Annotated in this window: 23 protein-coding genes and 1 tRNA gene; 14 read left to right on the plus strand and 10 right to left on the minus strand. The window is 69.5% G+C overall.

The window, feature by feature from the left end:
* The first annotated feature begins 52 nt into the window (after nucleotides 1–52).
* The 3 genes from E1161_RS07245 to E1161_RS07255 all read left to right on the plus strand — a co-directional run bounded on the left by E1161_RS07245 (nucleotide 53) and on the right by E1161_RS07255 (nucleotide 2,605).
* Nucleotides 53–1,111 carry an LLM class flavin-dependent oxidoreductase gene (locus E1161_RS07245; RefSeq protein ID WP_132620907.1) on the plus strand — a complete coding sequence of 353 codons (1,059 nt, stop codon included), beginning with the start codon at nucleotides 53–55 and terminating at the stop codon, nucleotides 1,109–1,111.
* Nucleotides 1,112–1,277: 166 nt separating this feature from the next.
* Nucleotides 1,278–1,667 (plus strand): DUF3817 domain-containing protein, encoded by a 390-nt coding sequence (locus tag E1161_RS07250; RefSeq protein ID WP_132620909.1) that lies wholly within the window; start codon nucleotides 1,278–1,280, stop codon nucleotides 1,665–1,667.
* Entirely contained in the window at nucleotides 1,664–2,605 is a 942-nt protein-coding gene (locus tag E1161_RS07255; RefSeq protein ID WP_132620911.1) for a heme o synthase, read from the plus strand. The genes E1161_RS07250 and E1161_RS07255 overlap by 4 nt, the downstream gene beginning before the upstream one ends.
* A 1-nt stretch (nucleotide 2,606) precedes the next feature.
* Here E1161_RS07255 and E1161_RS07260 read toward each other — a convergent pair whose 3' ends face one another.
* On the minus strand, nucleotides 2,607–3,230 hold the full coding sequence (locus tag E1161_RS07260) for a maleylpyruvate isomerase N-terminal domain-containing protein (RefSeq protein WP_132620913.1): 624 nt from the start codon (nucleotides 3,228–3,230) through the stop codon (nucleotides 2,607–2,609).
* 130 nt (nucleotides 3,231–3,360) lie between these two features.
* On the opposite strand from E1161_RS07260, the gene E1161_RS07265 reads away from it, so the two are divergent.
* The 3 genes from E1161_RS07265 (at nucleotide 3,361) to E1161_RS27055 (ending at nucleotide 6,264) form a co-directional block, all read left to right on the plus strand.
* On the plus strand, nucleotides 3,361–4,971 hold the full coding sequence (locus E1161_RS07265; protein ID WP_132620915.1) for a GTPase-associated protein 1-related protein: 1,611 nt from the start codon (nucleotides 3,361–3,363) through the stop codon (nucleotides 4,969–4,971).
* Between the two features lie 129 nt (nucleotides 4,972–5,100).
* Nucleotides 5,101–5,811: an Rv1733c family protein gene (locus E1161_RS07270; RefSeq protein WP_132620917.1), complete on the plus strand. Its 711-nt coding sequence runs from the start codon at nucleotides 5,101–5,103 to the stop codon at nucleotides 5,809–5,811.
* A gap of 282 nt (nucleotides 5,812–6,093) precedes the next feature.
* On the plus strand, nucleotides 6,094–6,264 hold the full coding sequence (locus tag E1161_RS27055) for a hypothetical protein (protein WP_165939717.1): 171 nt from the start codon (nucleotides 6,094–6,096) through the stop codon (nucleotides 6,262–6,264).
* 4 nt (nucleotides 6,265–6,268) lie between these two features.
* On the opposite strand, the gene E1161_RS07275 is transcribed toward E1161_RS27055, so the two are convergent.
* Nucleotides 6,269–7,600: an MFS transporter gene (locus tag E1161_RS07275; protein WP_132620919.1), complete on the minus strand. Its 1,332-nt coding sequence runs from the start codon at nucleotides 7,598–7,600 to the stop codon at nucleotides 6,269–6,271.
* Nucleotides 7,601–8,009: 409 nt separating this feature from the next.
* Here E1161_RS07275 and E1161_RS07280 point away from each other — a divergent pair, with 409 nt between their 5' ends.
* Nucleotides 8,010–9,608 carry a FadD3 family acyl-CoA ligase gene (locus E1161_RS07280; protein ID WP_132620921.1) on the plus strand — a complete coding sequence of 533 codons (1,599 nt, stop codon included), beginning with the start codon at nucleotides 8,010–8,012 and terminating at the stop codon, nucleotides 9,606–9,608.
* Here E1161_RS07280 and E1161_RS07285 read toward each other — a convergent pair.
* The 3 genes from E1161_RS07285 to E1161_RS07295 all read right to left on the minus strand — a co-directional run bounded on the left by E1161_RS07285 (nucleotide 9,583) and on the right by E1161_RS07295 (nucleotide 11,866).
* Nucleotides 9,583–10,605 carry an acyl-CoA dehydrogenase family protein gene (locus E1161_RS07285; protein WP_132620923.1) on the minus strand — a complete coding sequence of 341 codons (1,023 nt, stop codon included), beginning with the start codon at nucleotides 10,603–10,605 and terminating at the stop codon, nucleotides 9,583–9,585. The two genes, E1161_RS07280 and E1161_RS07285, sit on opposite strands and share 26 nt — an antisense overlap.
* Before the next feature lie 91 nt (nucleotides 10,606–10,696).
* Nucleotides 10,697–11,443, minus strand: a complete 747-nt coding sequence (locus E1161_RS07290; protein WP_132620925.1) for an oxygen-binding di-iron domain-containing protein — start codon at nucleotides 11,441–11,443, stop codon at nucleotides 10,697–10,699.
* Between the two features lie 174 nt (nucleotides 11,444–11,617).
* On the minus strand, nucleotides 11,618–11,866 hold the full coding sequence (locus tag E1161_RS07295) for a zinc finger protein (protein WP_132620927.1): 249 nt from the start codon (nucleotides 11,864–11,866) through the stop codon (nucleotides 11,618–11,620).
* A 182-nt stretch (nucleotides 11,867–12,048) separates the two neighbouring features.
* Between E1161_RS07295 and E1161_RS07300 the strand changes: the two genes are divergently transcribed.
* The 3 genes from E1161_RS07300 to E1161_RS07310 all read left to right on the plus strand — a co-directional run bounded on the left by E1161_RS07300 (nucleotide 12,049) and on the right by E1161_RS07310 (nucleotide 14,027).
* On the plus strand, nucleotides 12,049–12,921 hold the full coding sequence (locus E1161_RS07300) for a helix-turn-helix domain-containing protein (RefSeq protein WP_235874856.1): 873 nt from the start codon (nucleotides 12,049–12,051) through the stop codon (nucleotides 12,919–12,921).
* Nucleotides 12,922–12,948: 27 nt separating this feature from the next.
* Complete coding sequence (locus E1161_RS07305; RefSeq protein WP_132620929.1) at nucleotides 12,949–13,149, plus strand: DUF397 domain-containing protein; 201 nt, start codon at nucleotides 12,949–12,951, stop codon at nucleotides 13,147–13,149.
* Nucleotides 13,150–13,310: 161 nt separating this feature from the next.
* A complete protein-coding gene (locus E1161_RS07310) occupies nucleotides 13,311–14,027 on the plus strand; it encodes a hypothetical protein (protein ID WP_165939718.1) in 717 nt (238 codons plus the stop codon).
* Here E1161_RS07310 and E1161_RS07315 read toward each other — a convergent pair.
* The 3 genes from E1161_RS07315 to E1161_RS07325 form a co-directional block, all read right to left on the minus strand.
* Nucleotides 13,996–14,325 (minus strand): DUF3140 domain-containing protein, encoded by a 330-nt coding sequence (locus tag E1161_RS07315; RefSeq protein ID WP_132620933.1) that lies wholly within the window; start codon nucleotides 14,323–14,325, stop codon nucleotides 13,996–13,998. The genes E1161_RS07310 and E1161_RS07315 overlap by 32 nt on opposite strands.
* A 23-nt stretch (nucleotides 14,326–14,348) precedes the next feature.
* Nucleotides 14,349–14,915, minus strand: coding sequence for a hypothetical protein (locus tag E1161_RS07320; protein WP_132620935.1), 567 nt, complete (start codon nucleotides 14,913–14,915; stop codon nucleotides 14,349–14,351).
* A 132-nt stretch (nucleotides 14,916–15,047) separates the two neighbouring features.
* Complete coding sequence (locus tag E1161_RS07325) at nucleotides 15,048–15,488, minus strand: hypothetical protein (protein ID WP_132620937.1); 441 nt, start codon at nucleotides 15,486–15,488, stop codon at nucleotides 15,048–15,050.
* Between the two features lie 457 nt (nucleotides 15,489–15,945).
* Between E1161_RS07325 and E1161_RS07335 the strand changes: the two genes are divergently transcribed.
* Nucleotides 15,946–16,212 carry a tyrosine-type recombinase/integrase gene (locus E1161_RS07335; protein WP_132621221.1) on the plus strand — a complete coding sequence of 89 codons (267 nt, stop codon included), beginning with the start codon at nucleotides 15,946–15,948 and terminating at the stop codon, nucleotides 16,210–16,212.
* Nucleotides 16,213–16,244: 32 nt separating this feature from the next.
* Here E1161_RS07335 and E1161_RS07340 read toward each other — a convergent pair.
* Together E1161_RS07340 and E1161_RS07345 are read right to left on the minus strand one after the other, a co-directional pair.
* A tRNA-Arg gene (locus tag E1161_RS07340) sits at nucleotides 16,245–16,318 on the minus strand.
* A 133-nt stretch (nucleotides 16,319–16,451) separates the two neighbouring features.
* Entirely contained in the window at nucleotides 16,452–17,036 is a 585-nt protein-coding gene (locus E1161_RS07345; protein ID WP_235874858.1) for a DUF3558 domain-containing protein, read from the minus strand.
* Nucleotides 17,037–17,129: 93 nt separating this feature from the next.
* Here E1161_RS07345 and E1161_RS07350 point away from each other — a divergent pair, with 93 nt between their 5' ends.
* From E1161_RS07350 to E1161_RS07360, 3 genes are all read left to right on the plus strand, one after another.
* Nucleotides 17,130–19,145 (plus strand): cytochrome c oxidase assembly protein, encoded by a 2,016-nt coding sequence (locus E1161_RS07350; protein WP_132620939.1) that lies wholly within the window; start codon nucleotides 17,130–17,132, stop codon nucleotides 19,143–19,145.
* Nucleotides 19,146–19,222: 77 nt separating this feature from the next.
* Nucleotides 19,223–20,896, plus strand: coding sequence for an energy-dependent translational throttle protein EttA (gene ettA / locus E1161_RS07355; protein ID WP_132620941.1), 1,674 nt, complete (start codon nucleotides 19,223–19,225; stop codon nucleotides 20,894–20,896).
* A 29-nt stretch (nucleotides 20,897–20,925) separates the two neighbouring features.
* Nucleotides 20,926–23,244 (plus strand): ATP-binding protein, encoded by a 2,319-nt coding sequence (locus E1161_RS07360; RefSeq protein WP_132620943.1) that lies wholly within the window; start codon nucleotides 20,926–20,928, stop codon nucleotides 23,242–23,244.
* Nucleotides 23,245–23,337: the final 93 nt, after the last annotated feature.

The raw sequence follows: 23,337 nt of genomic DNA on the forward strand, positions 1-23,337 counted from the left end.
GAGATGGTTATAAGAGACAGCACCGTTGTGGGTTGGGTGGTTGCAGGTGGGGATGAGTGGAGTCGTGAGTGGTGGTGACCCCGTGCGGGGGTTGGTGCGTGGTGAGGCCTCGGTGCCGTTGTCGGTGCTGGATCTGGCGACCGTGGGAGTCGAGGGTTCGCCGTCGGACGCCTTGGCGGGGACCACGGAGCTTGCCAAGCGGGTCGAGGAGCTCGGCTACCACCGGATGTGGGTGGCGGAGCACCACGGGATGCCCGGGATCGCCAGCTCCTCGCCCGCGGTGGTGATCGCGCACCTGGCCGCGAACACGCGGACCCTGCGGCTCGGCTCCGGCGGCGTGATGCTGCCCAACCACGCGCCGCTGGTGGTCGCCGAGCAGTTCGGGACCCTGCAGGCGCTGCACCCCGGCCGCATCGACCTCGGCGTCGGCCGTGCGCCCGGCACCGACCAGGCCACGGCGCGGGCGCTGCGGCGCACCGAGGGGCCGCTGTCGGCGGAGGACTTCCCGCAGCAGCTCGGCGAGCTGATCGCCTTCCTCGACGACGACTTCCCGCTGGACCACCCCTACGCCGAGGTGCAGTCGGTGCCGCACGGCCCGCTGCCGCCGGTGTGGCTGCTTGGCTCCAGCGGGTTCAGCGCGCAGCTGGCCGGGGCGCTGGGGCTGCCGTTCGCCTTCGCCCACCACTTCAGCGCGCAGAACACGCTGCCCGCGCTGGAGCTCTACCGCGAGTCCTTCCAGCCGTCCGAGGTGCTCGACGAGCCGTACTCGATGATCGGCGTGCAGGCCGTGGCCGCCGACACCGAGGAGGAGGCGCTGGACATCGTCCGGCCGATCGCGCTGAGCATGCTCAAGCTGCGCCAGGGCGTGCCCGGCAAGCTGCCCACCCGGCAGCAGGCGCGCGACTACCCCTACACCGAGCTCGACCGGGCGTTCGTCGACCACTGGTTGGCCGACGCCGTCCACGGCACCCCGGACGCGGTTCGGGCGGGGCTGGAGGAGTTGCGCGAGCGCACCGGCGCTGACGAGCTCATGATCACCGCCAACCTCCCGGACGCGGAGACCAAGCTGCGCTCGTTCGAGCTGATCGCGAAGTCCTACCGGATGATCTGATTCGGGTATTCCCAGGTCGGAGGTGGTTCCGGTCGGGAGGGAGTGTGCCTGGCCACTCTATGCCGAGGTCGCGGGCGGGCGCGCGTTGCGCGTGTCGTACGGTCTATTGACACCGGTGTTGCTAGGTGCCCGGTGTGTGGGCACGACGCGGGATTGAGGGATTGGCGTGAAGCCTGGTGTGCTGATCTTCTACCGGATCATGGCGTACGTCACTGCCGTGCTGCTGATCCTCTTGTGCGCCGCCATGGTGCTCAAGTACGGGCACTTCCTCGGCATGTGGCCCGAAGGTTCGGCGACGCAGCAGACCGGTACGACGTGGGTCACCATGATCGGCATCGCGCACGGCTGGCTCTACATGGTCTACCTGCTGGTCGCCCTCGTTGCCACGACGCAGCTGCGGGTCCCGGTGGGCCGGATGTTGCTGGTGCTGCTGGCCGGGACCATCCCGTTCGGCGCGTTCTTCGCCGAGCGCAAGGTCGTGCGCTGGCACGAGCTGCGGTTGGCGGGCAAGCCGATCGTGCAGCCGCAGACCGCGGAGGAAACAACCGCCTCATGACAGCCATCCCCGAGTCAGTGAACCGGTCCGAGCAGCCCGCGCCGGAGAAGCCGGTGCGCCGCCGCACGGTGCTCGGCGCGTACTTCGCGCTGACCAAGCCGCGCGTCATCGAGCTGCTGCTGGTCACGACCATCCCCGCGATGTTCCTCGCCCAGCGCGGCATCCCGTCGCCGTGGCTGGTCGTCGTCACGCTGCTCGGCGGCGCCATGTCCGCCGGGAGCGCCAACGCGCTCAACTGCGTCGCGGACTCCGACATCGACGCCGTCATGGACCGCACCAAGAAGCGCCCGCTGGTGCGCTACGAGGTGCCGCGCCGCAGCGCGCTGATCTTCGGCATCGTGCTGGGCGTCGCGTCGTTCCTGGTGCTGTGGCTCGGGGCGAACCTGCTGGCCGCCTCGTTGTCGACGGCCGCGATCCTGTTCTACGTCTTCGTCTACACGCTGGTGCTCAAGCGCCGCACCTCGCAGAACATCGTGTGGGGCGGCGCGGCTGGTTGCATGCCCGTCGTGGTCGGCTGGGCCGCGGTGACCGGCAAGGTCGAGTGGCCCGCGATCGTGATGTTCGGCGTGGTGTTCCTGTGGACGCCGCCGCACTTCTGGTCGCTGGCGATGAAGTACAAGGACGACTACGCCCGCGCGGGCGTGCCGATGCTGCCGGTGGTGGCCACCACCAAGCAGGTCTCGGCGCGCATCCTCGCCTACAGCTGGGCGACAGTCGGTTGCACGCTGCTGCTGTTCCCGATCACCAGCTGGGTCTACATCGCGCTGGCCGGGATCTCGGGCGTGGTCTTCCTGGTCGTCGCGCAGCGCCTGCACAACAACGCCCGCAAGGGCCTGGCGCTGAACCCGATGAAGCTGTTCCACCTGTCGAACTCGTACCTGACGCTGGTGTTCGTGGCGATCGCGGTCGACGCGGCGCTGACGCCCGTGATCGGCTGACTCAGCGCATCACGGGGAACACCGGGGCGTCGCCGCGTCCGGTCGCCGCGTCGATGAGGGCGACCGGATCGGCGGTCTCGGCCAGCAGCCGGATCGTCACCCTCAACGCCTCACCGGCCATCGGACCGGGCAGCTCGCGGTCCAGGGCGGCGGCGATGTCGAAGTAGTGCACGACTCCCTCCATCACGAAGATCCGCAGGGCCTCGCGCGCGGGCACCACCGCGAAGCCGCCGTAGTGCACGGTCTGCTCCAGGTCGGCCTCGCGGAGCCGGTCGATGGACTGCGGGGCGACGGTCGCGAACTGGGAGACCAGCTCGTCGGTGGACATCGACTGCGACCGGGTGGTCGCCGACTCCTTCAGCAGTTCGGCGCTCTGCTCGGCCACGCCTCCCGGGCGCTGCATGAACGCCAGCAGATCGGCGGCGTCGTCGTGGCTGACCGGGGCGTCGGGGGAGGGAGCCTCGACACCCGCCAGGGTCGCCGACGGGAACGCGCTGCAATGGGTGTAGACGTCCTTGACCGTCCAGCTCGGCAGCCGCGTGGGACGGCTCCACTCGTCGTCGCTCAGCTCTCCGCCTAGTCGCGCCCACACTTGCCAAGTCTGGTCCAGGGCGTCGATGATCATGCGTCTCCGATCGGCTGGAAGGACTCTTTCTTCGGCCTGAGATACCCATTCACTCACGAGATGTCGGGTGGCGCGGATAACCTTTCCGGGTGTTCCGGTGTTGATCGATGACGAAGCGCGGGAGCGTGCGATGAGCGGAGGTAGTCCGGCGGAGCAGTCGCCGGAGCCACCGAGTACCGGCGAACCGTCTGAGGCCCCGGCCAGGCGCTGGGTGCCGCGCGTCCTGACGCCGGATTCGGTCGAGGCGGTCAACGTCGTCGAGCTGGCCGACGAGTTCGCCCGCGCCCGGGGCGAGCCGCACGCCGGCCCGGCCGACCGGCTGGCCGCGGGTGTCATCGTGCTCGGCGAGGCGCTGGCGTCCGAGGACTGCGCGCTGGTCGCGGCTTGGCTGCACTCTGCGCCCGCCGACGTGCGCGGGCCGGTGCTGTCTGCCGTGCTGGCCGCCGAGCCGCCGCGCGAGGTGCTCACCGGGCTGGCCGCCGAGCACGCCGGTCGCGCTCGGATAGCCCTGCTGCGCTGCGAGACCGCCGACCTGGTCAGCGGAGCGCAGGTGCCCGAACCGGTGCCGCTGGCGTCGCGTCCGTGGGGCGCGGACGAGGCCGAGGAAGCCCGGTCGCTGCTGGCGGCGGCCGCCGCGGAAATCGCCCCGGAACGCCTCGACCTGCTGTTGCGCACGGCCACCCGGTTCGGCGTCGACCTGCCGCCGGACCGCTTCGCCGCCGAGCGGTTCGTGGGCTGGTGGGCCTCGCACCCCGAAGCCTCGCTGGACCCGGCGGCGTGGCCCTGCGGCGACGAGCTCGTCGCGTTGTTGCGGGAGGTCCTCGGGGAGCGGCTCGAGCACTCCGACGTCGTCCTCTCCGCCGTGAACGAGCACTGGTGGCCGCTGCTGCGGCCCATCGCCACCGACCCGTTCGAGCCGCTGGACGCCGCGGTCATCTCGGCGGCGGTGCGCGCCCAGGGCGACGCCCGCCGCGAGATCGTGGACCTGTTCGCAGACCGGCTGCGCGATCCCGATCTCCCGGACACGCCGGAGGCGGTGCTGGCCGCGCTGTTCAGCGCGGCACCGCCCACTGTGGACGAACTGCACCGGCTGATCGGCGCGCTGCCGGCCACGGCCGTCACCGAGTCGATCGCACAGCGCGCGTTCTCGGTGCTGAGCAAGGCCAAGGTGACCGCACGCCACCTCGACCTGCTGCGAGTGCTGAGCCACCACTTGTGCGCTGACCAGCGCGAACTGTGGTCCGAGGACGGCCGGGTTCGCTCCTGGGTGGCCGCGTTCTCCCGAGGCGGTGAGGTCGGCTCGTTGGAGGACGTCTCCGAGCGGGTGCTGCGCGCGCGGCTGTCCGAGGTGGTGACCGCCTTGCTGGCCGCCGACCCCCGCGCGGCGGTGCGCGCGAGCGTTTCGGCTGGTGAGCTCCTGCAGCGGCTGCTGATGCGCGAGCTGCCCTCGGTGTGGAACGACGAGCGGGCCGAGGAGTCCCGTCGGGACCGCGCCGTCGCGCTGGCCTTCGTGCTGGCCTGGTCGGACACCGCGACCGCTGACGTGCGCACGGCCTACGACCGAGAGCTGGAGCGCTGGGCGCGCGGTGGCAGGCGTGCCGATCACCGGCGGATCAGCAAGCTGCTGCGCGTCTCGGCCGCGGATCACGTCGCCGGTTGGCACGAGTGGTTGCAGGAGATCGTCAAGACTCCGGCGGAACCCGACCGCGCCCCTCGCAAGTGGTGGCAGCGACGCCGCTGAGTGTCTGGAGCCGTTCAGCAGGCTCACTGGAAAGGATTGCCGTAAGGCTGAACGCGTGACACCGAGGGTGAATATTGGACAAATCGGTGCATCGATAGTGTATGACCGGTCACGGTAAGATAACGATCGATGTCCCGAGCGGGATACTGCTCGTGGGTAGTCATCGCGCAGGGCCACCACAGCATCACCGTCGGTGTGCCCGCGCCAATGGATTCCACGGGAGGTTCGCTCATGGGGGCGGCGCTCAAAGCGCACGCGGCATGGCTGGTCAACGCGCTGGGCATCGGGCGGAACCCGTTGCGCCGGCCGATCGACCGGCTCGCCGCCGGACTCACGTTAATGCTGCTGATGGTCGCGATGATCGCGGTTCCGGTGGCGGGCATGTTCGCCGAATCCACGCATCGGGACCTCTCCGAACGCGCCGAGCAGGCGTCCCTCACCAGTCGTCCGGTGACCGCGGTGGTCACCGCCCCGCCCTCGCTGAGCATCCCGGCCTCCGAGGTCTACACCCAGGACGCGGTCAGCTCCACGGCGGAGGTGGCGTGGCGGGCGGGTCTGCACGAGCAGCGTTCCCGCGTGCAGGTGCAGTCCTCGGCGAAGGTCGGGGACAAGGTCGAGGTGTGGGTCGACCAGCAGGGTCACCGCGTTCCGCCGCCGCCCGACGAGGGCTCGATCGGGGCTTCGGCCGTGTTCGCCGCCCTGCTCCTGCTGGTCGTCCTGGAGATCGGGAGCTTCGCCCTGATCGGCGCGGTGCAGGCCGGCGCCCGCCGGATCGCCATGAACGCGTGGGCCCGCGAGTGGGATCACGTCCAGCGCGGGGGGACCTGGTCGCAGCGCTGACCGTCCGTCTTCGTCGGCGCGCGCAGCCGCTGTCCGGTCACGCTTCGTCGCCGTGAACTCGTGCGGCAACGTTATCGATGGCGACGCCAGCGTTCGCACCCTTCACCCGGTCGGGTTAAATGTGGCCGCCGAGCTTGTCAGTGGGACCCGGCGCTGTGTTTGGGTACCCGCGTGGATCTCCACAGCGGAGTAACACCTCTGACGGGCCGGTGGTGCCGAGACCGGCACGTCATCGTAGGGACGAGGACACTCGCCCGCTGACGATCAAGAGGGGATGCGGCAATGGGGGAGCAGCAGTCGACCGAGACGGCGGACAGCGTGCCGATCTACGAGGAACTGGCCAGCGAGCTGTGCGATCCGGCCGGCACCACGTGGCAGTTCTCGCCCGTGCCGTCCTTCGCCGAGGAGCTGGCCGAAGCGCTCGAAGGCGACGAGGCCGCGGTGGCGAGCTGACCGCTCACCGCTGGAGGGTCTCCGGCGCCGTGATGTCCAGGTTCTTGGTCTCGCGGGAGAACGCGAACGCCACCAGCGAGATGAGCGCGGTGATGACCATCCACACCGCCACCAGCCAGCCGGTTCCTCCGGCCTGGAGGACCAGCGCGGAGGCGACCAGCGGGGAGAACCCGCCGAGCGCCGCGCCGATCTCGCGGGACGAGGCGAACCCGGTGTAGCGCACGCGGGCGCCGAAGAGCTCGGCGTAGAACGCGGGCTGCACCGCGATCATCGGTGCTAGGCCCAGTCCGGCGGCGACCACCAGCGCGATCCAGATCAGCGCGGGCTGCTGGGTGTCGAGCAGGGCGAAGAACGGGAACGCGAACAGGCCGGTGAAGATCACGCTGAACAGGTTCAGCGGTTTGCGGCCCACCCGGTCCGACAGCGCGCCGTAGAGCGGTTGCAGCACGATCACCACGAACGTCGAGGCGATCACGCCGGTGAGGCCGACCCAGCGCGGCAGGTCCAGGGTCTCCTGGACGTAGGCGACGCTGAAGGTGGCGTAGATGTAGACCACGGCGGTGTCGCAGATGTGCGCGCCGATGCCGATCAAGAAGTTGCGCGGGTAGCGGCGCATCGCCTCGAACACCGGCAGCTTGGTGGTGCGGCGATCGGCCGACATGCGCTCGAACACCGGCGATTCGGCGACCCGCAGCCGCACGTACAGCGAGAGCGCGATCATCACGAAGCTGAGCAGGAACGGCACTCGCCACGCCCATGCCTGCACGGCCTCGTCGCCTAGGCTCTCCACCAGCAGGAACGACACGGTTCCCAGCAAGAGCCCGATCTGCACGCCGGTCTGGGCGTAGGAGCTGAGGTAGCCGCGCCGGTGGGGCGGGGCGTGCTCGCACAGCAGCGTCGAGGCGCCGCCGAACTCCGCGCCCGCGCCCAGGCCCTGGAGGACCCGCAGCAGCGTGAGCAGGACCGGAGCCCAGACCCCGATCGTCTCGTAGGTCGGCAGCAGGCCGATGAGGCCGGTCGACACGCCCATGACGAGCGTGGTGAGCACCAGCGTCGCCCGGCGGCCGACGCGGTCGCCGAGGTGCCCGAACAGGAAACCGCCCAGCGGCCGGATGGCGAAGCCGACTCCGAAGGTCGCGAAGCCGGCGATGGTGCCGACCGCGGGGTCGCTGGTGGGGAAGAACAGCTTGTTGAACACCAGCGTGACCGCGAAGCCGTAGATGAAGAAGTCGTACCACTCCAGGGCGGTGCCGACGACGGAGGAGGTGACCACGCGCCGGAGTTCTCGCGGCTGAGTGGGCGGGATCTGCTCCGAACCGATGGCGGCGCTGCTCATCGTCACTCCTCGAGGCACCAGGGCGTGAAATACCCCTGCGAGCAACGGGTTCCGCGATGGAACCAGTTGGTGAGGCATGCCCGCAACCGCCCTGTCCGGGTCATTGGCGATGATCGTGCCACGGCGAATTCGGAAGGAAAACCCTCCGCTTGACCCGTGGCCCCTTCGTGACCACCCCGTGCCCGGCCTGCTCCGAACGGCGGGCGCTCGCTGGGCTGGCCGCCTCGGAGCCCGGTGTGGTCATGTCGTCGACGTCCGTTGCCGGTGAGCAGTTCTGGTCCAGAACTGCCGTTCGCCCGGGCCGGTTCGGGCCAGAACCGCCGCGGGCTGAGGGGCTACCAAGCGGGTGCTTGCTTGGGTAGGCTCCGTCGCGGGTTCGCGACGTCGGTGTCTGACCCGGGAGGACGAGATGGCTCGTGCGCAGGGCGTGCAGTCGATTCCGGCTGCGGTCCGGAACGCGGCGGAACGCTTCGGCGAGGTGGAAGCGCTGGTGGACGGCCCGGTCCGGCTGACCTTCGGCCAGCTCGCCGAGCGAGTCCGGGAACTGGCGCGGATGTTCGCCGCCGTCGGCGTTCGCCCAGGCGACCGGGTTGCCCTGAACTCGCCGAACACCCACCACTGGGTGCTGGCCGCCCTCGGCGCCTCCTGCGCGGGAGCGACGCTGGTGCCGGTCAACACCCGCTTCACGGGCGTGGAATCGGCGGACCTGTTGCACCGCAGCAAGGCTCGTGCCCTGGTGGTGGCCGACGAGTTCCTGGGAGTGGACCGGCTCGCGGGCATCCACGAGGCCGCCGGCGAGGGCCCCGGCGAGGTGGTCGCCGGATTGCCGGAGCTGCGGGCGGTCCTGCGCGTCCCGGTCGGCGCCGCGTCCCCGGCGGAACCCGGCGTGCACGAGTGGGACGAGATCGGCGAACTGGCCGCGAAGGTGCCGGAATCGGAGGTCGAGCGCCGCGCCCACGCGGTCTCCGCTGACGATCTCGCCGACGTGCTGTTCACATCCGGAACCACCGGTCGCGCCAAGGGCGTGATGTCGTTGCACCGCCAGACGCTCGGCGTCGCCAGGGCCTGGGCCGAGTGCGGCAACGTCCGCAAGGGCGACCGGTACCTGCTGGTCAACCCGTTCTCGCACAGCTTCGGCTACAAGGCCGGAATCCTGGTGTCCCTGCTGACGGGCACGACGATGGTCCCGCAGGCGATCTTCGACGCGGCCTCGATGCTCGAGGTCATCGACACCGAGCGGATCTCGATCCTGGCCGCCGCCCCCACGGTCTTCCAGACCTTGCTGCACGCGCCGGAACGCGGCGGCCGACGGTTGCCGGGACTGCGCTTGGCGGTCACCGGTGCCGCGACGGTCCCGGTCGCGCTGGTCGAGCGCATGCGGTCCGACCTGGGCTTCGACACGGTGCTCACCGCCTACGGGCTGACCGAGGCGGTCGTGGCCACCATGTGCCGTCCGGGGGACGACGCGGGAACCGTCGCTCACACCTGCGGTCGTGCCGCCGCCGATTTCGAGGTGGCGGTGGTCGACGCCGACGGCAACGACATGGCCCCGGGGCAGGCGGGAGAGGTGGTGCTGCGCGGCCCGAACGTGATGCGCGGCTACCTCGACGACCCGAGCGCCACGGCGCACGCCATCGACCACGACGGCAGGCTGCACACCGGTGACATCGGGGTGCTGGACGAACGCGGCTACCTGCGGATCACCGATCGGCTCAAGGACATGTACGTCTGCGGCGGTTTCAACGTCTACCCCGCCGAGGTGGAACAGGCCTTGGCCTACCTGGAGGGGGTGCGGGACGTGGCGGTGATCGGGGTGCCGCACGAACGCCTCGGCGAGGTCGGCAAGGCGTACGTGGTCGGTGACGATTCACTCACCGAGGAATCGGTGCTGGCCTTCTGCAAGCAGCGGCTGGCGAACTTCAAGCTGCCGCGCTCGGTGGAGTTCGTCGGTGCACTCCCGCGCAACGCCTCCGGCAAAATCCTCAAGCGGGTTCTCGCGGAGCGGTGAGCCGGTTCAGCAGCGCCGTCTTGATCGACGGCCGCGAACCGAACAGCAGCAGGAACGTGGCCTCCCGGACCAGCCGCTGCGTGTGACTGCCCGGTAGCACCGATCGGCTGCCGTGGTGCACGGCGGCGGCTGAGGCCGCCCGCATCGCGAGCTCTGACGCCTGCGCCCGCACCTCGGAGAGCTCCTCGGCGGCGGCCGTGACCAGCTTCGATCGCGTGGCGTCGAGCTCGCCGGGCAGCCCGCCCGCGTCGTCGCCGAGCAGCGAGATCGCGCGCCCGGCCACGCCGAGCGCGAGGGCGCCGTTGAGACGCACGGAACTGGGATCTCCCTTGAGGAACTCGGCTTGCGGCACGGTCGAGGCGATCCGGTCGCGCGGCACGAAGTGCCTGTTGAACCGCAGCGTCACGGTGCCGCTGGCCTGCACCGCCATCAGGTCGAGAGGTTCGGCGTGCAGCGTGTCGGTCTCCGCGACGTCGAGCATCGCGAAGATCAGCGTGTCCTCGGGTTTGCGGCCGGCGACCAGCAGCGAGTCGACCATGCCCCAGCCGGTGAACCAGGGCGCGGTGCCTTCCAGCAGGTATCCGCCGACGACCGGCGAGGCTCGCAGCGGCGCCGGGCCCGTCCGCAGCGCCGACGCCAGCGCGATCCCGCCCCGGCGCTTGCCCGCGAGCAGGTCGGACAGGTAGTTGTCCCGCAGGTTGCGGTTCTTGGTGTTCTCGGCGGCGTTGAGCACGCCGTGGTGCTGGATCCACACGAACGTCGTGGTCAGGCAGCCGCTCGCGAGAACTTCGATGAGCCGCAGCGCCGACGCGAGGTCGCCGACGTCGAGCGTGGCCAGCTCCTGAGATGCCGCGAGTCCGTAGAAGCCGCGCTCGGCGAGCAGGTCCAGGTGGCTGTCGGGGACCCGCTCGGCGGCGTCGACCTCCAGCGCGGCGGGGAAGAACACGTCCTCGGCGATCTGCCGAGCATCCTGCAACGCGGGCGACTCCTGAGTCATCACCCCAGTTTCCCCGAGTCCGCGCGACCGGCACGACAGGGCTCGGTCACCTGGCGGGGAGGGTCCGCGGCGTCAGCGGGGTGCGCCGACGTCACTCGCCGGGCAGGCGTGGTTCGGCCATGCGCACGCCTGCGGTTCTGAGGCGTTCGTCGAAGGCGTCGGCGAGGTCGTTGAGCGCTCGTCCGCAGTCGCCGGTGTGGGCGGGTCCGTGCATCAGGCCGAGCGTGGTGGGGTGCAGGTCCGCGAGGGAGCGGATGGTCGGTGCGGTGGAGGGGGTGAGGCAGGTGGCGCCGAAGTTGTCCTCCGCGCTCAGCGCCGGGCCGACGATGTCGGCCTCGGTGAGCGCGGAGGTGCGGCCGAGCGCGGTGAACAGATCGCCGCAGAACAGCGTCCCGGTCACCTCCTCGAACAGCAGGCCGGCGTCCCACCCGTGCGGGACGTGCGGTGTCTCGATGCGCCGGACGCGTTTGCCGCCGAGGTCCACCACCTCGTCGTGCGAGAGCTGCCGCGGCGGTCGGTCGGCCATGTCGTTGATCGACAGTCGGCAGCCGAGGACCCCGTGCGCGATCTGCGACGAGGGGGCGGCGTGCAGCCACTCGTTCATCGATCCGCACTCGTCGGCCTCCAGGTGGCCGGAGGCCACCCACCGCAGCCGGGACAGCGGCACGATGCGCTGCACCGCGGCCGACACCTCGGGGAACAAGCCGCGCATCCCGGTGTGGAACAGCAGTGGTTCGTCCGCGTTCAGCAGGAACTGGTTGAACACCAGGCCGGGCGGCTCCACGTAGGTCGAAATCCGGTGCACGCCATCAGCGATTTCGGTGGTCTCCGTCGGCATCGCTGCTCCCCCTCGATCCAGCCGCTGTGGTCCGATCGAAGTCAGTGTTACCCCGGCCCCCGACAACCGGCGGGGAGAGGACCGGGCGGTGCGCGGGGAGGTGGCGCACCGCCCGGTCCGGCGGGCTCGGCGTCGTGTCGGGGGGCCTCGACGTCGAGCCTGGTCTTCCCGGGATCAGGAGCGTTCCGAGTTCCCCGGCATCGGGACGTCGGCGAGGCGGTGGGCCGCGACGTTGCAGTCGGGGCAGGTCGGCCAGAACCAGGCGAAGGTCGAGTCGTTCGCGTGGATGTCGTCGCCGCAGAGGGCGGTGATCTCGGCTTCGTCCGGCCAGCCGCCGGGAGGCCGCGCTTCGCCTATCGCGTGTCGCCGGCCGTCCCCGGGGACCCAGCTGAACGGGTGCGGCCGGTAGCGCGGTTCGCCCATGTGCGACGCCTCCATCTGAGGTGATCTCTGCTGGTAGCGGCGTGGGCCACAAGATCAGCTCCACATGAGCGAATGTATTGCATGTGTGCACATGCGCCAATTACCGATATGGGTGAACGCAATGTGGGCACTCTTGTTGCAGGATGATCGGCAGTCAGATGCGCAGCCAGGGAGTGCGAGAGATGGTCGAAGAGCACGAGGACGGGCCGGGCCCCAACCTGCGACGCCGCGAACTCGGGCGGGAGCTCCGCCAACTGCGCGAGCAGGCGGGCAAGAAGGTCGCCGAGACCTCCAAGTACGCGGGCCTGACCGTCACCACGATCAACAGGATCGAAGGCGGCAAGCAGGTCATCCTGCCGCGCAACGTGCGCCTGCTCTGCCAGTTCTACGGCGTGGAGGCACCGCTGTCGGACAACCTCGTCCGCCAGGCCGAGGAGTCCAACGAGCGCGGCTGGTGGGCGATGTACTCCGACACCATGCCGGAGTGGTTCGAGAAGTTCGTCGGCCTGGAATCCGACGCCGACGAGCTGTGGAACTACTCGCCGATCGTCGTGGACGGACTTCTGCAGACACCCGAGTACGCGCAGGCGATGTTCGGGGTCAGGGCGTCAGCTGTCGACGAGCAGACGCTTCAGCGCTCCATCGGCCTCCGCAAGGCAAGGCAGGACCGGGTCAACTGCGAGAAGAACCCGACTCGGCTGCACGTCGTGCTCGATGAGGCGGCGCTGCGGAGAGCAGTCGGCGGCGAGGAGGTTCTCCGGAACCAACTGCGCTACCTCGTCACAACGGCCGCGAAGCCGAACATGACGATCCAGGTCATGCCCTTCGCAACAGGAGCGCATCTCGGTCTGCAGACGCCGTTCTCGATGCTCCGGTTCCCCGAGGGGTTCGACGACATGGACGCCGTGTACGTCGAGAACCTCCGCGGTGGTGTCTGGTTGGAGCGCCCGAACGACATCAAGCACTACACCGAGGTCTTCGAGCAGATGCGTGCCGAAGCACTCACGCCTGCCGAATCCGTGGAGTTCATGGATAGCCTTGCGTCGTCCCTGTGACACACCTGCGAAGGGGAGGACGCGAACATGAACGAGCTGGCGGGCGCCGTGTGGCGGAAGTCGAGTCGGAGCACCGATCAGGGGCAGTGCGTCGAGTTGGCGCAGAACCTGCCGCACGTCAGCGGTTTTCGTGACTCGAAGGCGCCTGACCGGGCCGCATTAGCCTTCTCCAAGGAGCGGTTCGCGGACTTCCTCGTCGCGGTGAAGGCCGGCCGACTGGACGGGTGAGTTCGCTCGGCCCCTGCCCTGCGTGGCGGGGGCCGAGTCAGATGAGCAGGCGTCGCAGTCACTCGCCGAATCAACGAAATCCGTGGCGGCCATGCGCGATGCCGTGGAATAGCCGGACCTGAAGCTGGACCCCGACGCGGGCGAGGGCGATTTGCTCCACAGTGGACGACCATGTGGCCGCGGTCGAATCCTGGCTGTCCCGGGCTCGAGCGCTCAAAGGGGGCTGTCGAACATCGTGGGACCACGAACGCCTGCGTGACCGCGTTCAGGTCTGCGGTCCGCGACATCACCAGCGCTGGGCGCGTGATCGGTGGTGCGATCGCTGCGGACGCCATGATGCCTTTCACGTTCGGCACCTCGATCGCTGTGTTCGCTGCCTCGGCGTCGGCACCGCCTTGGATGCGCTGGCGAAGAACATGGACTTGGTCAGCAAGCTGACGGGACTGTTGACCAAGAACGCGGCCAACGCGAGCAAGGTCAGCGGCGAGTTGTTGGGGCGGCGTCGCGGCTGGAAGTGGACGGCAGAACGGCCCTGCACCGAAGCCCGCACCCGAGAACCCGACGAAGGAGCACATGGCCAAGCTCACGATCGAGCAGCGGGAGGAGCGATGAACGGTGTCACGGACCGAGCGAAGGCGAAGTTCCTGACGACCAGTCTCGGCAAGAAACACCAAGAGGTATACCGCTTGGTGCAGGTGCTCCGGAGCGCTGATGCCCTCGCGGCACCGGGCGGCGATTTCCGGATCGGCTCGTTCGAGATCCCACCGGCGAAGTCCTGCACTCGTCCCGGCATCGAGACCCACGACGAACGGGCTGCCCATCGGGCTCAGCTGCGGCAACGCAGGCTCATCGGGTCGGGTCGTGGCCCCAGTTCATGAGCGAGTAGCGCCAAGTCGTATCAACGGGGTCCCCGGACGGGCGCTGGGCGAGATGGCGTTTGACGTAGCCGCGAACCCGACGCATGTGGGCCAAGTCGTCGTTGCTGTACTCGGAGCGGTTCTTGCGCAGCAGCGCCAGGATGCGCCGGCCGGATTCGTGGCCCTTGGTCTCGCCTCCTTCGTCGGACTGCCCGGCATTCTTCGACTCGTCACTGGCAAGCCACCGTTCGAGTTCCTTCGGCGTCATGTTGACCAGCCGCTCGAAGTCGGCGATCAGATCTCGGTCGTCCTCGGTCATCAGCGACACGCCTCCTGCGCAGGTCAACGGTGTCTCGCCTTTTCCAGCTGCTGCAGCACCGTCTTGCGGGCCTTGTGCTCGCGCTCGTACCGCAGGGCTCCTTCGGCTTCACGTGGAGTCAGATCGCGAGCGCGTTTCGCCGCCTGCCGGGCGGTGAGCGCGTCGAGTTCGGCGAACTTGCGCGCGGATTTGGCCGCGGGCGGGTTCGCCGCATGCTGCTTGCCCCGGCGCGATTCGGTCCGCTTCGCCCGCTGGGTCTCGCGCCGCTCGCGCGGCGACAGTTCCTCCCAAGCGCGCTCAGGCAAGTACCTCTCGGTCTCACCATCGTGGCGGGCCCGGGCAGAGCCCGACTCGGTCACCCAGCGCTGCTCGGTCCACTCCACGAGGTCCGCCTGCTCCGCGGTTGGCTGCTGCGGATGCCGGTAGCCGCCGCCATGCTTCTCGTACTCCTGCGCGAGCAGCTGGCTCTTGCGGGCCGACCACTGGCCGGCCGCCCCGCCCTTGTCCGAAGCCTTCAAGCCCTCCTTCAACCGCTCTCGAAGCTCCGGATCGGTGTAGTCGCGCTCGTAGTCCTTCTTGCTCTTGCCCATGCGAACGGGGTACCCGAATGCGAAGGGCGTGCCACATACCACTTGTCGATCTACCTGGTAAACCATCCTGCCGCACTACGAGTGGCCCGTTCATCGATCCGTGCGGGTAGTGGACTCTGGCCGGGTGGAAAGTTAGCCGATCAGGTTGCTGAACTGCTGTTGCACAGGACCGAGCAGGCTCGGGCCGATCAGCCCCATCACCGCGCCAACGATGACGATGATGCCCAGCAGCAGAGCAATAACGGCAAGGACAAGTCCGCCGGTCGCGACGCCCTTGCCGGTCAGCTGCGGCTGCAGGCCCTTCTTCCGGCCCATAACGCCCAGCACGATGCCGACAATGGCGAACAGGATCGCCAGCGGTGACAGCACGCCGGTCAGCGCGAAGATGAACGCGGCGAGCCCGAACACCAGGGCGAACACCGCTACGGGGCTGGTCTTGGCCCGAGTCACAGCCGACGGCGCGCCCGTGGTCCAGGAGCTCCGGTCCGCGCTCGTCGTGGCTTCTTCGGTCGTGTGGTCGGCGTCGTCGGCACCGCGAGGGTGAGTCATGGCAAGCTTCTCCTCTCCCATCACGTGGGTAGCCTGGTCAGCGCTCGAACATCGCATCGGCGTACCCGCCCACGGCAGACCTCACACCTCCCGTCGGTGATGGGCGGAACGGTGGCGGAGGTGTTTTCGTGGTCAACACCGTGCCAAAGCGTCAATGAAGTTTGGTGCCGTTCGGGGCTGGTGCGGTAGGTCAGTCCCATTCCTGGCGGCGCTCCTCGGCGAGCTTGCGCAACTCGGCGACACGTCGTCGTAGCGCCAGCGGTTTTGGCCGCCAGGGGTGATCAGGGCTGGTGTGATCCAACCTTCTGGGCGTAGTTCTGCAGCTGAGGAAGATGCGCCGTCGGTCCGACTCCTGACCCAGGTCAGTGCAGATCCGTCGCCGAGCAGGTCGGTCATGTGCTCGATGATCGCGGTTTGTGCGGGGTGAACCGGTCGCGCTTGCCCGGCTTGTTGGCGCAGGCGAGACAGCACACGAGCCGACATCAGGAGCGCGGTGGTCGGCACTTCGTGGGAGGGGCTGCACCCGCACGCCTTCCGGCACCTGGTCGCGACCGAGATGGACAACGCTGGCAAGTCGGCTCGGGAGATCGCCGACTACCTGGGTCACGAGAAGGTCAGCATGACCCAGGACGTCTGCATTGGATGGACCGCAAGTCCACAGGCGGCTCGGCGGCCGAAGCGTTGGACGAGCTCGATCCGGGGAGCTGATCCAACTGTGGGGAAAAAGTGGGGGTTGATCTTGAACTAGATCAGCCCCCGCTTGCTTTACCAGGGGGTTTGCGCCCCCAGCAGGACTCGAACCTGCGACCTAAGGATTAGAAGTCCTTTGCTCTATCCGGCTGAGCTATGGGGGCCGTTCGGTGGGCGGTATGCCCGACGTTGTGCAGCAAGCAGGGTAGCGGTCGGCCGCATCGCTTGTGGGAACCTACGCGGCAACGTTGCCGAGCCGGTACCTAACGGCAAGCTCTTCGACAACCGGCATGCGGGTTATGCCGGGGGCAGTTTCCGCAGGGCCGCGGTGGTCAGGCCGAAGAGCCGGTCGGCCGTGTCCGCTGCTGAGGCGTCCTTGAGCGACAGCATCGTCAGCAGTGATCTGTCCGATCGGATCGCAGTCGCGGCCGTGCACGTTTGGTAACCCGTCACCGGTTCGCAGTACAGCCAGCTGGAGTAACCCCGCACGTCCACTTCGACGCCGCGCGGCTGGCGCTGGGCGATCGACGGGAACGGGTCGTGGAAGCCGGCGGCCGCCGTGTTGTCCGGGTGGCCGCCGAGCAGGTGCGCGCACGCGTCCCGCACCGGGTTGCCCGGGTGCGGGGGTCCCGCCACGCCCCCGACGGCGACCAGGTCGTCGGGGGAGAGCAGGGTGCACGGGTCCACCTCGCCGCGCGGGGCCGGGATGCGGGGTGGTTGCGCGATCGCCGACCGGGTCCGCGGCGTCTCGGGATGGTCCTGGAACCCCGCGGCGGGGATGGGGCTGCCCACCACGGCGGTCGAACAGCCGCTCAACGCCGATCCGCCGATCAGGACGCACAGCGCGAGCACCCGCGGTAGGCGGTGACGGACATTCGGCACGTGGTAACCGTAGCGGCGCCGAGTGCGCGAGACCACGCCCAGGTGCGCCCTCCTGACCGGTGAAGCCGACACGAAGGCCGTTACGCTCGGTGTGTGCCATCAGAGTCCGTCGCCGAACCGAGATCCAGGCGCAGTGCTTCCGGCACGGTCGGCGTCCTGGTCTTCACCGCCGGGGTGCTCGCGGCGTTGATCGCCGCCGCCCTGACCACGCTGTCCGCCGGAGCCAACTACGCCCTGCTCGGGTTGCCCGACCCGGGCCCCGTGACCCAGTACGGGCTGCCGGTGGTGCGGGTCATCGCCGAGACCGGGTCCGTGGTGGCCATCGGTTCGCTGCTGCTGGCGTCCTTCGGCATCCCCGCCAACCGCGCCGGCGCACTGCTCGCCGACGGCTACGCGGCGGTGCGCACGGCGGGCTGGGCCGCTTCGGCGTGGTTCGTCGGTGCCGCCCTGATGGTGCCGTTCATCTGCGCGGACGCCACCGGGCGCCCGGTGGACGAGGTGCTCAGCGCCGACGTCCTGCTCGGCCTGATCGACGCGCTCGAGGAGGCCAAGGCCTGGGCGCTGACCGCGGTGATCGCGTTCCTCGTCGCGCTGGCGTGCCGGATCGTGCTGTCGTGGGGCTGGACCGTGGTGACCTTCGCGCTCGGCCTGGCCGGGCTGCTGCCGGTCATCGCCACCGGCCACTCCGCCAGCGGCGGGGCGCACGACATCGCCACCAACAGCCTGCTGTTCCACCTGGTCGGAGCCGTGCTGTGGGTGGGCGGGCTGATCGCCCTGATCGCCCACGCAGCCCGAGGCGGGGCGCACCTCCCGCTGGTCGCCCGCCGGTTCTCGGTGATCGCCCTGGTCAGCTGGATCGCCATGGCACTGTCCGGGGTGATCAACGCGCTGGTGCGGGTCGCGCCGGAGCAGCTGTTCGGCTCCACCTACGGCCTGCTCGTGCTGCTCAAGGTCGCCGGCCTGCTGGTGCTCGGCGCGTTCGGATACGTGCAGCGCAACAAGGTCGTCGCCCGGCTGGAAGAGGGTTCTTCCGGGTTGCTGCGGCTCGGCGCCGTCGAGGTGCTGATCATGTTCGCCACGCTCGGCGTCGCGGTCGCGCTCGGCCGCACCCCGCCGCCCGGCGGCTACACCACCGTGCCCAGCCGCACCGAGCTGATCATCGGCTATGCGCTCGACGCGCCGCCGGACACCCTGCGGCTGCTGTTCGACTTCCGCTTCGACCTCGTCTACGGCACGCTGGCGCTGGTCTTGGCCGGCCTCTACCTGTGGGGAGTGCTGCGGCTCAAGGCCCGGGGCGACGAGTGGCCCGTCGGCCGCACGATCGCCTGGCTGTGCGGCTGCCTGACGATCCTCGTCGCAACCTCCGCCGGTGTCGGCCGCTACGCGCCCGCCGTGTTCAGCGTGCACATGGGGCAGCACATGCTGCTGTCCATGCTCGCCCCTGTCTTCCTCGTGCTGGGCGGACCGACCTCGCTGGCGCTGCGCGTGCTCAAGCCCGCCGGGAAGGGGATGCCCGCCGGGCCCCGCGAGTGGCTGGTGGCGTTCGTCAACTCACCGCTGACCCGCGCGCTCACCCACCCGATCGTCGCGCTCGTGCTGTTCGTGGGCTCGTTCTACGCGCTGTACTTCACCGGTCTGTTCGACCTGGCGTTGAGCCAGCACTGGGCGCACCTGGCGATGAACGCGCACTTCCTGCTGGTCGGCTACGTCTTCTACTGGCCGGTCATCGGCATCGACCCGTCGCCGCGCCAGCTGCCGCCCATCGGCAAGGTCGGCATGGTCTTCGCCTCGATGCCCTTCCACGCCTTCTTCGGCATCGCGCTGATGATGTCCGCCAAGCCCATCGGCGGTGACTTCTACCGCAGCCTCGACCTGCCGTGGCTGGTCGACCTGCTCGCCGACCAGCGGCTCGGCGGCGGCCTGGCGTGGGCGTCCGGTGAGGTGCCGCTGGTCGTGGTGATGCTGTCGCTGCTGATCCAGTGGTCCCGAGCGGACGACCGGCAGGCGCGGCGGATCGATCGCAAGGCCGACAAGGACGGTGATGCCGATCTCACCGCCTACAACGAGATGCTCAAACGCCTGGCCGATCAGGACTCGCCGCGCGGCTGAACACCCGGCCATCGCCCGTTCGGGTTCCGGGGGCCCACATGCGCGGTGCCGGGTGGGACGCAACTACGATCCAAGGCATGGCCGAGTTCATCTACACCATGAAAAACGTGCGCAAGACGCATGGTGACAAGGTCATCCTCGACAACGCGACCATCCAGTTCTACCCGGGCGCCAAGATCGGCGTCGTCGGGCCGAACGGGGCTGGCAAGTCGACCGTGCTGCGCATCATGGCGGGACTCGACCAGCCGAACAACGGTGAAGCGTTCCTGTCGCCGGGTTACACCGTGGGCATCATGCAGCAGGAACCCCCGTTGAACGAGGAGAAGACGGTCCTCGGCAACGTCGAGGAGGGCGTCGGCGAGATCAAGGTGAAGCTCAACCGCTTCAACGAGATCGCCGAGCAGCTCGCGACCGACTACTCCGACGAGTTGATGGAGGAGATGGGCAAGCTCCAGGAGGACCTGGACCACGCCGACGCGTGGGAACTGGACTCCCAGCTGGAGCAGGCGATGGACGCCCTGCGCTGCCCGCCGCCGGACGCCGAGGTGACGCACCTCTCCGGTGGTGAGCGACGGCGAGTCGCCCTGTGCAAGCTGCTGCTGAGCAAGCCCGACCTGTTGCTGCTCGACGAGCCCACGAACCACCTCGACGCCGAGAGCGTGCTCTGGTTGGAGCAGTTCCTGGCCAACTACGCGGGCGCAGTCCTCGCCGTGACGCACGACAGGTACTTCCTGGACAACGTCGCCGGCTGGATCCTGGAGCTCGACCGCGGTCGCACCTACCCCTACGAGGGCAACTACTCCACCTACCTGGAGAAGAAGCAGGAACGCCTCGCGGTCCAGGGCAAGCGGGACGCCAAACTGCAGAAGCGCCTCAAGGACGAGCTGGAGTGGGTCCGCTCCAACGCCAAGGCCAAGCAGACCAAGTCGCGCGCCCGCCTCTCGCGCTACGAGGAGATGGCCAACGAGGCGGAGAAGACCCGCAAGCTCGACTTCGAGGAGATCCAGATCCCGCCGGGCCCGCGCCTGGGCAACACGGTGGTCGAGGTCGAACACCTCAAGAAGGGCTTCGACGAGCTGCTGATCGACGACCTGTCGTTCAGCCTGCCGCGCAACGGCATCGTCGGCGTCATCGGCCCGAACGGTGTCGGCAAGACCACGCTGTTCAAGACCATCGTGGGGCTCGAAGAGCCCGACAGCGGCACGGTCAAGGTCGGCGACACCGTCAAGCTCTCCTACGTGGACCAGAACCGCGCGCACATCGACCCCGACAAGAACGTGTGGGAGGTCGTGTCCGACGGGCTGGACTACATCCAGGTCGGCCAGGTCGAGATGCCCTCGCGCGCCTACGTCAGCGCGTTCGGCTTCAAGGGCCCGGACCAGCAGAAGCCCGCGGGTGTGCTCTCCGGTGGTGAGCGCAACCGGCTGAACCTCGCCCTGACGCTCAAGGCCGGCGGCAACCTGATCCTGCTGGACGAGCCGACGAACGACTTGGACGTCGAAACCCTGGGTTCGCTGGAGAACGCGCTCGAGCAGTTCCCCGGCTGCGCTGTGGTCATCTCCCACGATCGCTGGTTCCTGGACCGCGTCGCCACGCACATCCTCGCGTGGGAGGGAGATGACGAGAACCCGGCCAAGTGGTTCTGGTTCGAAGGTAACTTCGAGGGGTACGAGCAGAACAAGATCGAGCGGCTGGGCGCCGACGCAGCCCGGCCGCACCGCGTTACCCATCGCAAGTTGACCCGCGGCTGAACGGAGGCGCCTTGGCGAGCGTGGCCGCTGTGGCAGAGCCCAGCTCGGTGGAGGGGTTGCTCGAAACCGCGTGGCAGATGCGGTGGAGAGTCCCGGAACTGGCATTGGTGCTCAGCGACGGAGCGGTCACGTTCGCCAGGCGCACCGGCGACCAGGGCGCGCGGTTGCGCGCCGAGGCGCTGGCCCTGTTCGCGGCCAACCGGCTGGGACGCGGTGTCCCGGCCACCGGCCGGGCACTCGCCGCCATCCGCGACGCCGAGGCGTCGGGCGGTGACGTCCTGACCCGGCTGCGCATCGAGCTCGGCTGGTGCGCGGTCAGCGCGGGCAGCCACGAGGTGGCCGTCCGCATCCTGCGCCGCGAGTTGGCGCACGAACGGGTCGAACCCGCTGTCCGGGCGCACGCCCTGCTGGCACTGGCCTCGGCGCTGCCCGCCCATCAAGATCTCGACGAGCGCAGCCAGGCCCTTGACGAGGCCGAGCGCCTCTACGCCAGCTGCGACGCCGACGAGGACCTCACCCGCGTGCTCAAAGCGCGGGTGTGGGTGGTCCGCGCCGCGCACTGCCGCAGGCTCGGCGAGTTCGGCGACGCCGTCGCGGCCACCGACGCGGGGATGGAGCTGCTGCGGCGGCTCAGCGACCCGGAGGCCGAAGCCGGCGAGATCCAGACCCGGTTGCTGCTGGAACGCGTGCACGCCCTGCTCGACCAGGGCCATCGCGTCGAAGCCGTCGAGACCAGCCAGGCCGTGCTCGCCGAACCCGTGCGCGCGGCCGCCGCCGGACCCACCGGGTGGCTCGGGCTGGCCCTGGCCACCCGCGTGCACCTGCCCACCGGGGATCACGAGGCCGCCCTGCGGGTGCTGGCCGAGACCGCCGCGATCTCCAAGCGGCACAAGCTGGACGGTTTGCTCGCCGAGGCGCTCAACGCGCTCTCCCGCGCGCACGAGAGCGTGGAGGAGGTCGCCGAGGCGTTGCAGGCGCTGCGCGGTGCTTATTCCGCCGACCGGCGGTGGCGGGCGGCCGTGCACAACGCGCGGGTCAGCTTGCTCAGCGCGTATCCGCCGGAGACCGATGCGCCGAGCGGTCGGCGGACACACGTCGCCGCGGCGGTGCCCGATCCCGTCGCGGCCGCACCGGTTGCACCCGTCGTCGCCGAGCCCGTCGTCCCTGAACCCGAGCCGGCTCCTCCTGAACCCGCCGTGACCAGCCATGACGAGACCGCCTCCGAACCGCTCCGGCCCGAACCTGTCGTTGCCGAACCGTCGGCGCCCAAGCGCGGCGGTTACGCCGGAGCCCCAGACTCGGCTCGGCTGCTGCTGGAGGCGCTGACCAGCCGCGGGGCCAAGGAGGCCGAGGACGCCGAGCCCGCCACCGCCGCTGAGCAGCGGATCATGCCCGAGCCGCGGGTGGCGTTCGACGCGGTGTCGCCGAGCGAGATGTTCGGCTCCGGCCTGGGCGGACCGGCATCGCAGAGCTCCAACGGCTCCTGGTGGCCTTCCAGCGAGTCCGAGCACTCCCGCACCACCGCCGGCTACGCCGAAGCCCACGAGTTCGACGCCGACCACGAGTCCGGTGGCTACGAGGACCACTACGGCGACGACGACCCCTCGCAGCGCTGGAGCGGTGATCCGCTGGCGGCGGCGGTCGACAGCCTGCGCCGCATCACCGAGGCCCACGACCGCCGCGAGCACACCCGCGGACCCAAGCCCGCGACGCCGCCGCACGGCTTTCCGGCCCAGGAGTCTCCGGAGGAGGTCCCGGAGCGGGTCGTTGACGACGTGCCGCAGGGCGGGCGCCGGTCCCGGGGCAAGTCGCTGGCCGAGATCCGCGCCGAGCTCCAGCTGCCCGCTGATCACCAGCCCTCCCGGCGTCGCGCCCGGCACGCCGATCCCGATCCGCTCGCCGTGTTCCGCCCGGAGCAGATCAATGCGGAACCCGAGCCTCCGGCTTCCGCGCCGTCGTCGACGACGACGGCGGCGGGCGCCGACTACAGCTCCCGGTCCAGGGCCCCGGAGCCCGATCCCGCACCGCCGGAGCCGAGCCCGGACGCGAGCCTGGCGGACCTGCTCGCCGACGCGCTCATGGCCTACAACGCCGGCCGCACCGACGAGGCGAAGCAGCAGGTCAGCGAGGGTATCGCCGCCATCGGGTATGGCGATGATCACAATGCCGGTCGTGGTGAGCCGGGCTACGGCGACCGCCGCAGCCATTCGAAGCACGCCGATCAAGACACCGGCGATGAGGCCGGGCACAACCGCTACCAGTCCACAGAGGATGATCGACGGAGGGGCTTCGGCGCCCGGCACCGCGCACCCGGAATCGGCAGTGCGGCAGTGGATCCGTTGCTCTGAGAAACCTCGTGGACATCGATCGTTGCGCCTGTTTTCACCCGCGGTCCGCAGTCAGATCCCGGCCCCGTGAGCGGGGGCTGGCAGTCTTAGAGT

It is taken from the genome of Saccharopolyspora aridisoli (assembly GCF_004348445.1).
Classification (GTDB): Bacteria; Actinomycetota; Actinomycetes; order Mycobacteriales; family Pseudonocardiaceae; genus Saccharopolyspora; species Saccharopolyspora aridisoli.

Coding starts and splice junctions, on each gene's coding strand:
- E1161_RS07295 (WP_132620927.1), bottom strand. CDS start 11,866: ATGGGCGAACCGCGCTACCGGCCGCACCCGTTCAGCTGGGTCCCCGGG.
- E1161_RS07260 (WP_132620913.1), bottom strand. CDS start 3,230: ATGATCATCGACGCCCTGGACCAGACTTGGCAAGTGTGGGCGCGACTA.
- E1161_RS07315 (WP_132620933.1), bottom strand. CDS start 14,325: ATGACCGAGGACGACCGAGATCTGATCGCCGACTTCGAGCGGCTGGTC.
- E1161_RS07320 (WP_132620935.1), bottom strand. CDS start 14,915: ATGGGCAAGAGCAAGAAGGACTACGAGCGCGACTACACCGATCCGGAG.
- E1161_RS07280 (WP_132620921.1), top strand. CDS start 8,010: ATGGCTCGTGCGCAGGGCGTGCAGTCGATTCCGGCTGCGGTCCGGAAC.
- E1161_RS07300 (WP_235874856.1), top strand. CDS start 12,049: ATGGTCGAAGAGCACGAGGACGGGCCGGGCCCCAACCTGCGACGCCGC.
- E1161_RS07275 (WP_132620919.1), bottom strand. CDS start 7,600: ATGAGCAGCGCCGCCATCGGTTCGGAGCAGATCCCGCCCACTCAGCCG.
- E1161_RS07245 (WP_132620907.1), top strand. CDS start 53: ATGAGTGGAGTCGTGAGTGGTGGTGACCCCGTGCGGGGGTTGGTGCGT.
- E1161_RS07305 (WP_132620929.1), top strand. CDS start 12,949: ATGAACGAGCTGGCGGGCGCCGTGTGGCGGAAGTCGAGTCGGAGCACC.
- ettA (WP_132620941.1), top strand. CDS start 19,223: ATGGCCGAGTTCATCTACACCATGAAAAACGTGCGCAAGACGCATGGT.
- E1161_RS07265 (WP_132620915.1), top strand. CDS start 3,361: ATGAGCGGAGGTAGTCCGGCGGAGCAGTCGCCGGAGCCACCGAGTACC.
- E1161_RS07285 (WP_132620923.1), bottom strand. CDS start 10,605: ATGACTCAGGAGTCGCCCGCGTTGCAGGATGCTCGGCAGATCGCCGAG.
- E1161_RS07270 (WP_132620917.1), top strand. CDS start 5,101: ATGTCCCGAGCGGGATACTGCTCGTGGGTAGTCATCGCGCAGGGCCAC.
- E1161_RS27055 (WP_165939717.1), top strand. CDS start 6,094: ATGGGGGAGCAGCAGTCGACCGAGACGGCGGACAGCGTGCCGATCTAC.
- E1161_RS07290 (WP_132620925.1), bottom strand. CDS start 11,443: ATGCCGACGGAGACCACCGAAATCGCTGATGGCGTGCACCGGATTTCG.
- E1161_RS07255 (WP_132620911.1), top strand. CDS start 1,664: ATGACAGCCATCCCCGAGTCAGTGAACCGGTCCGAGCAGCCCGCGCCG.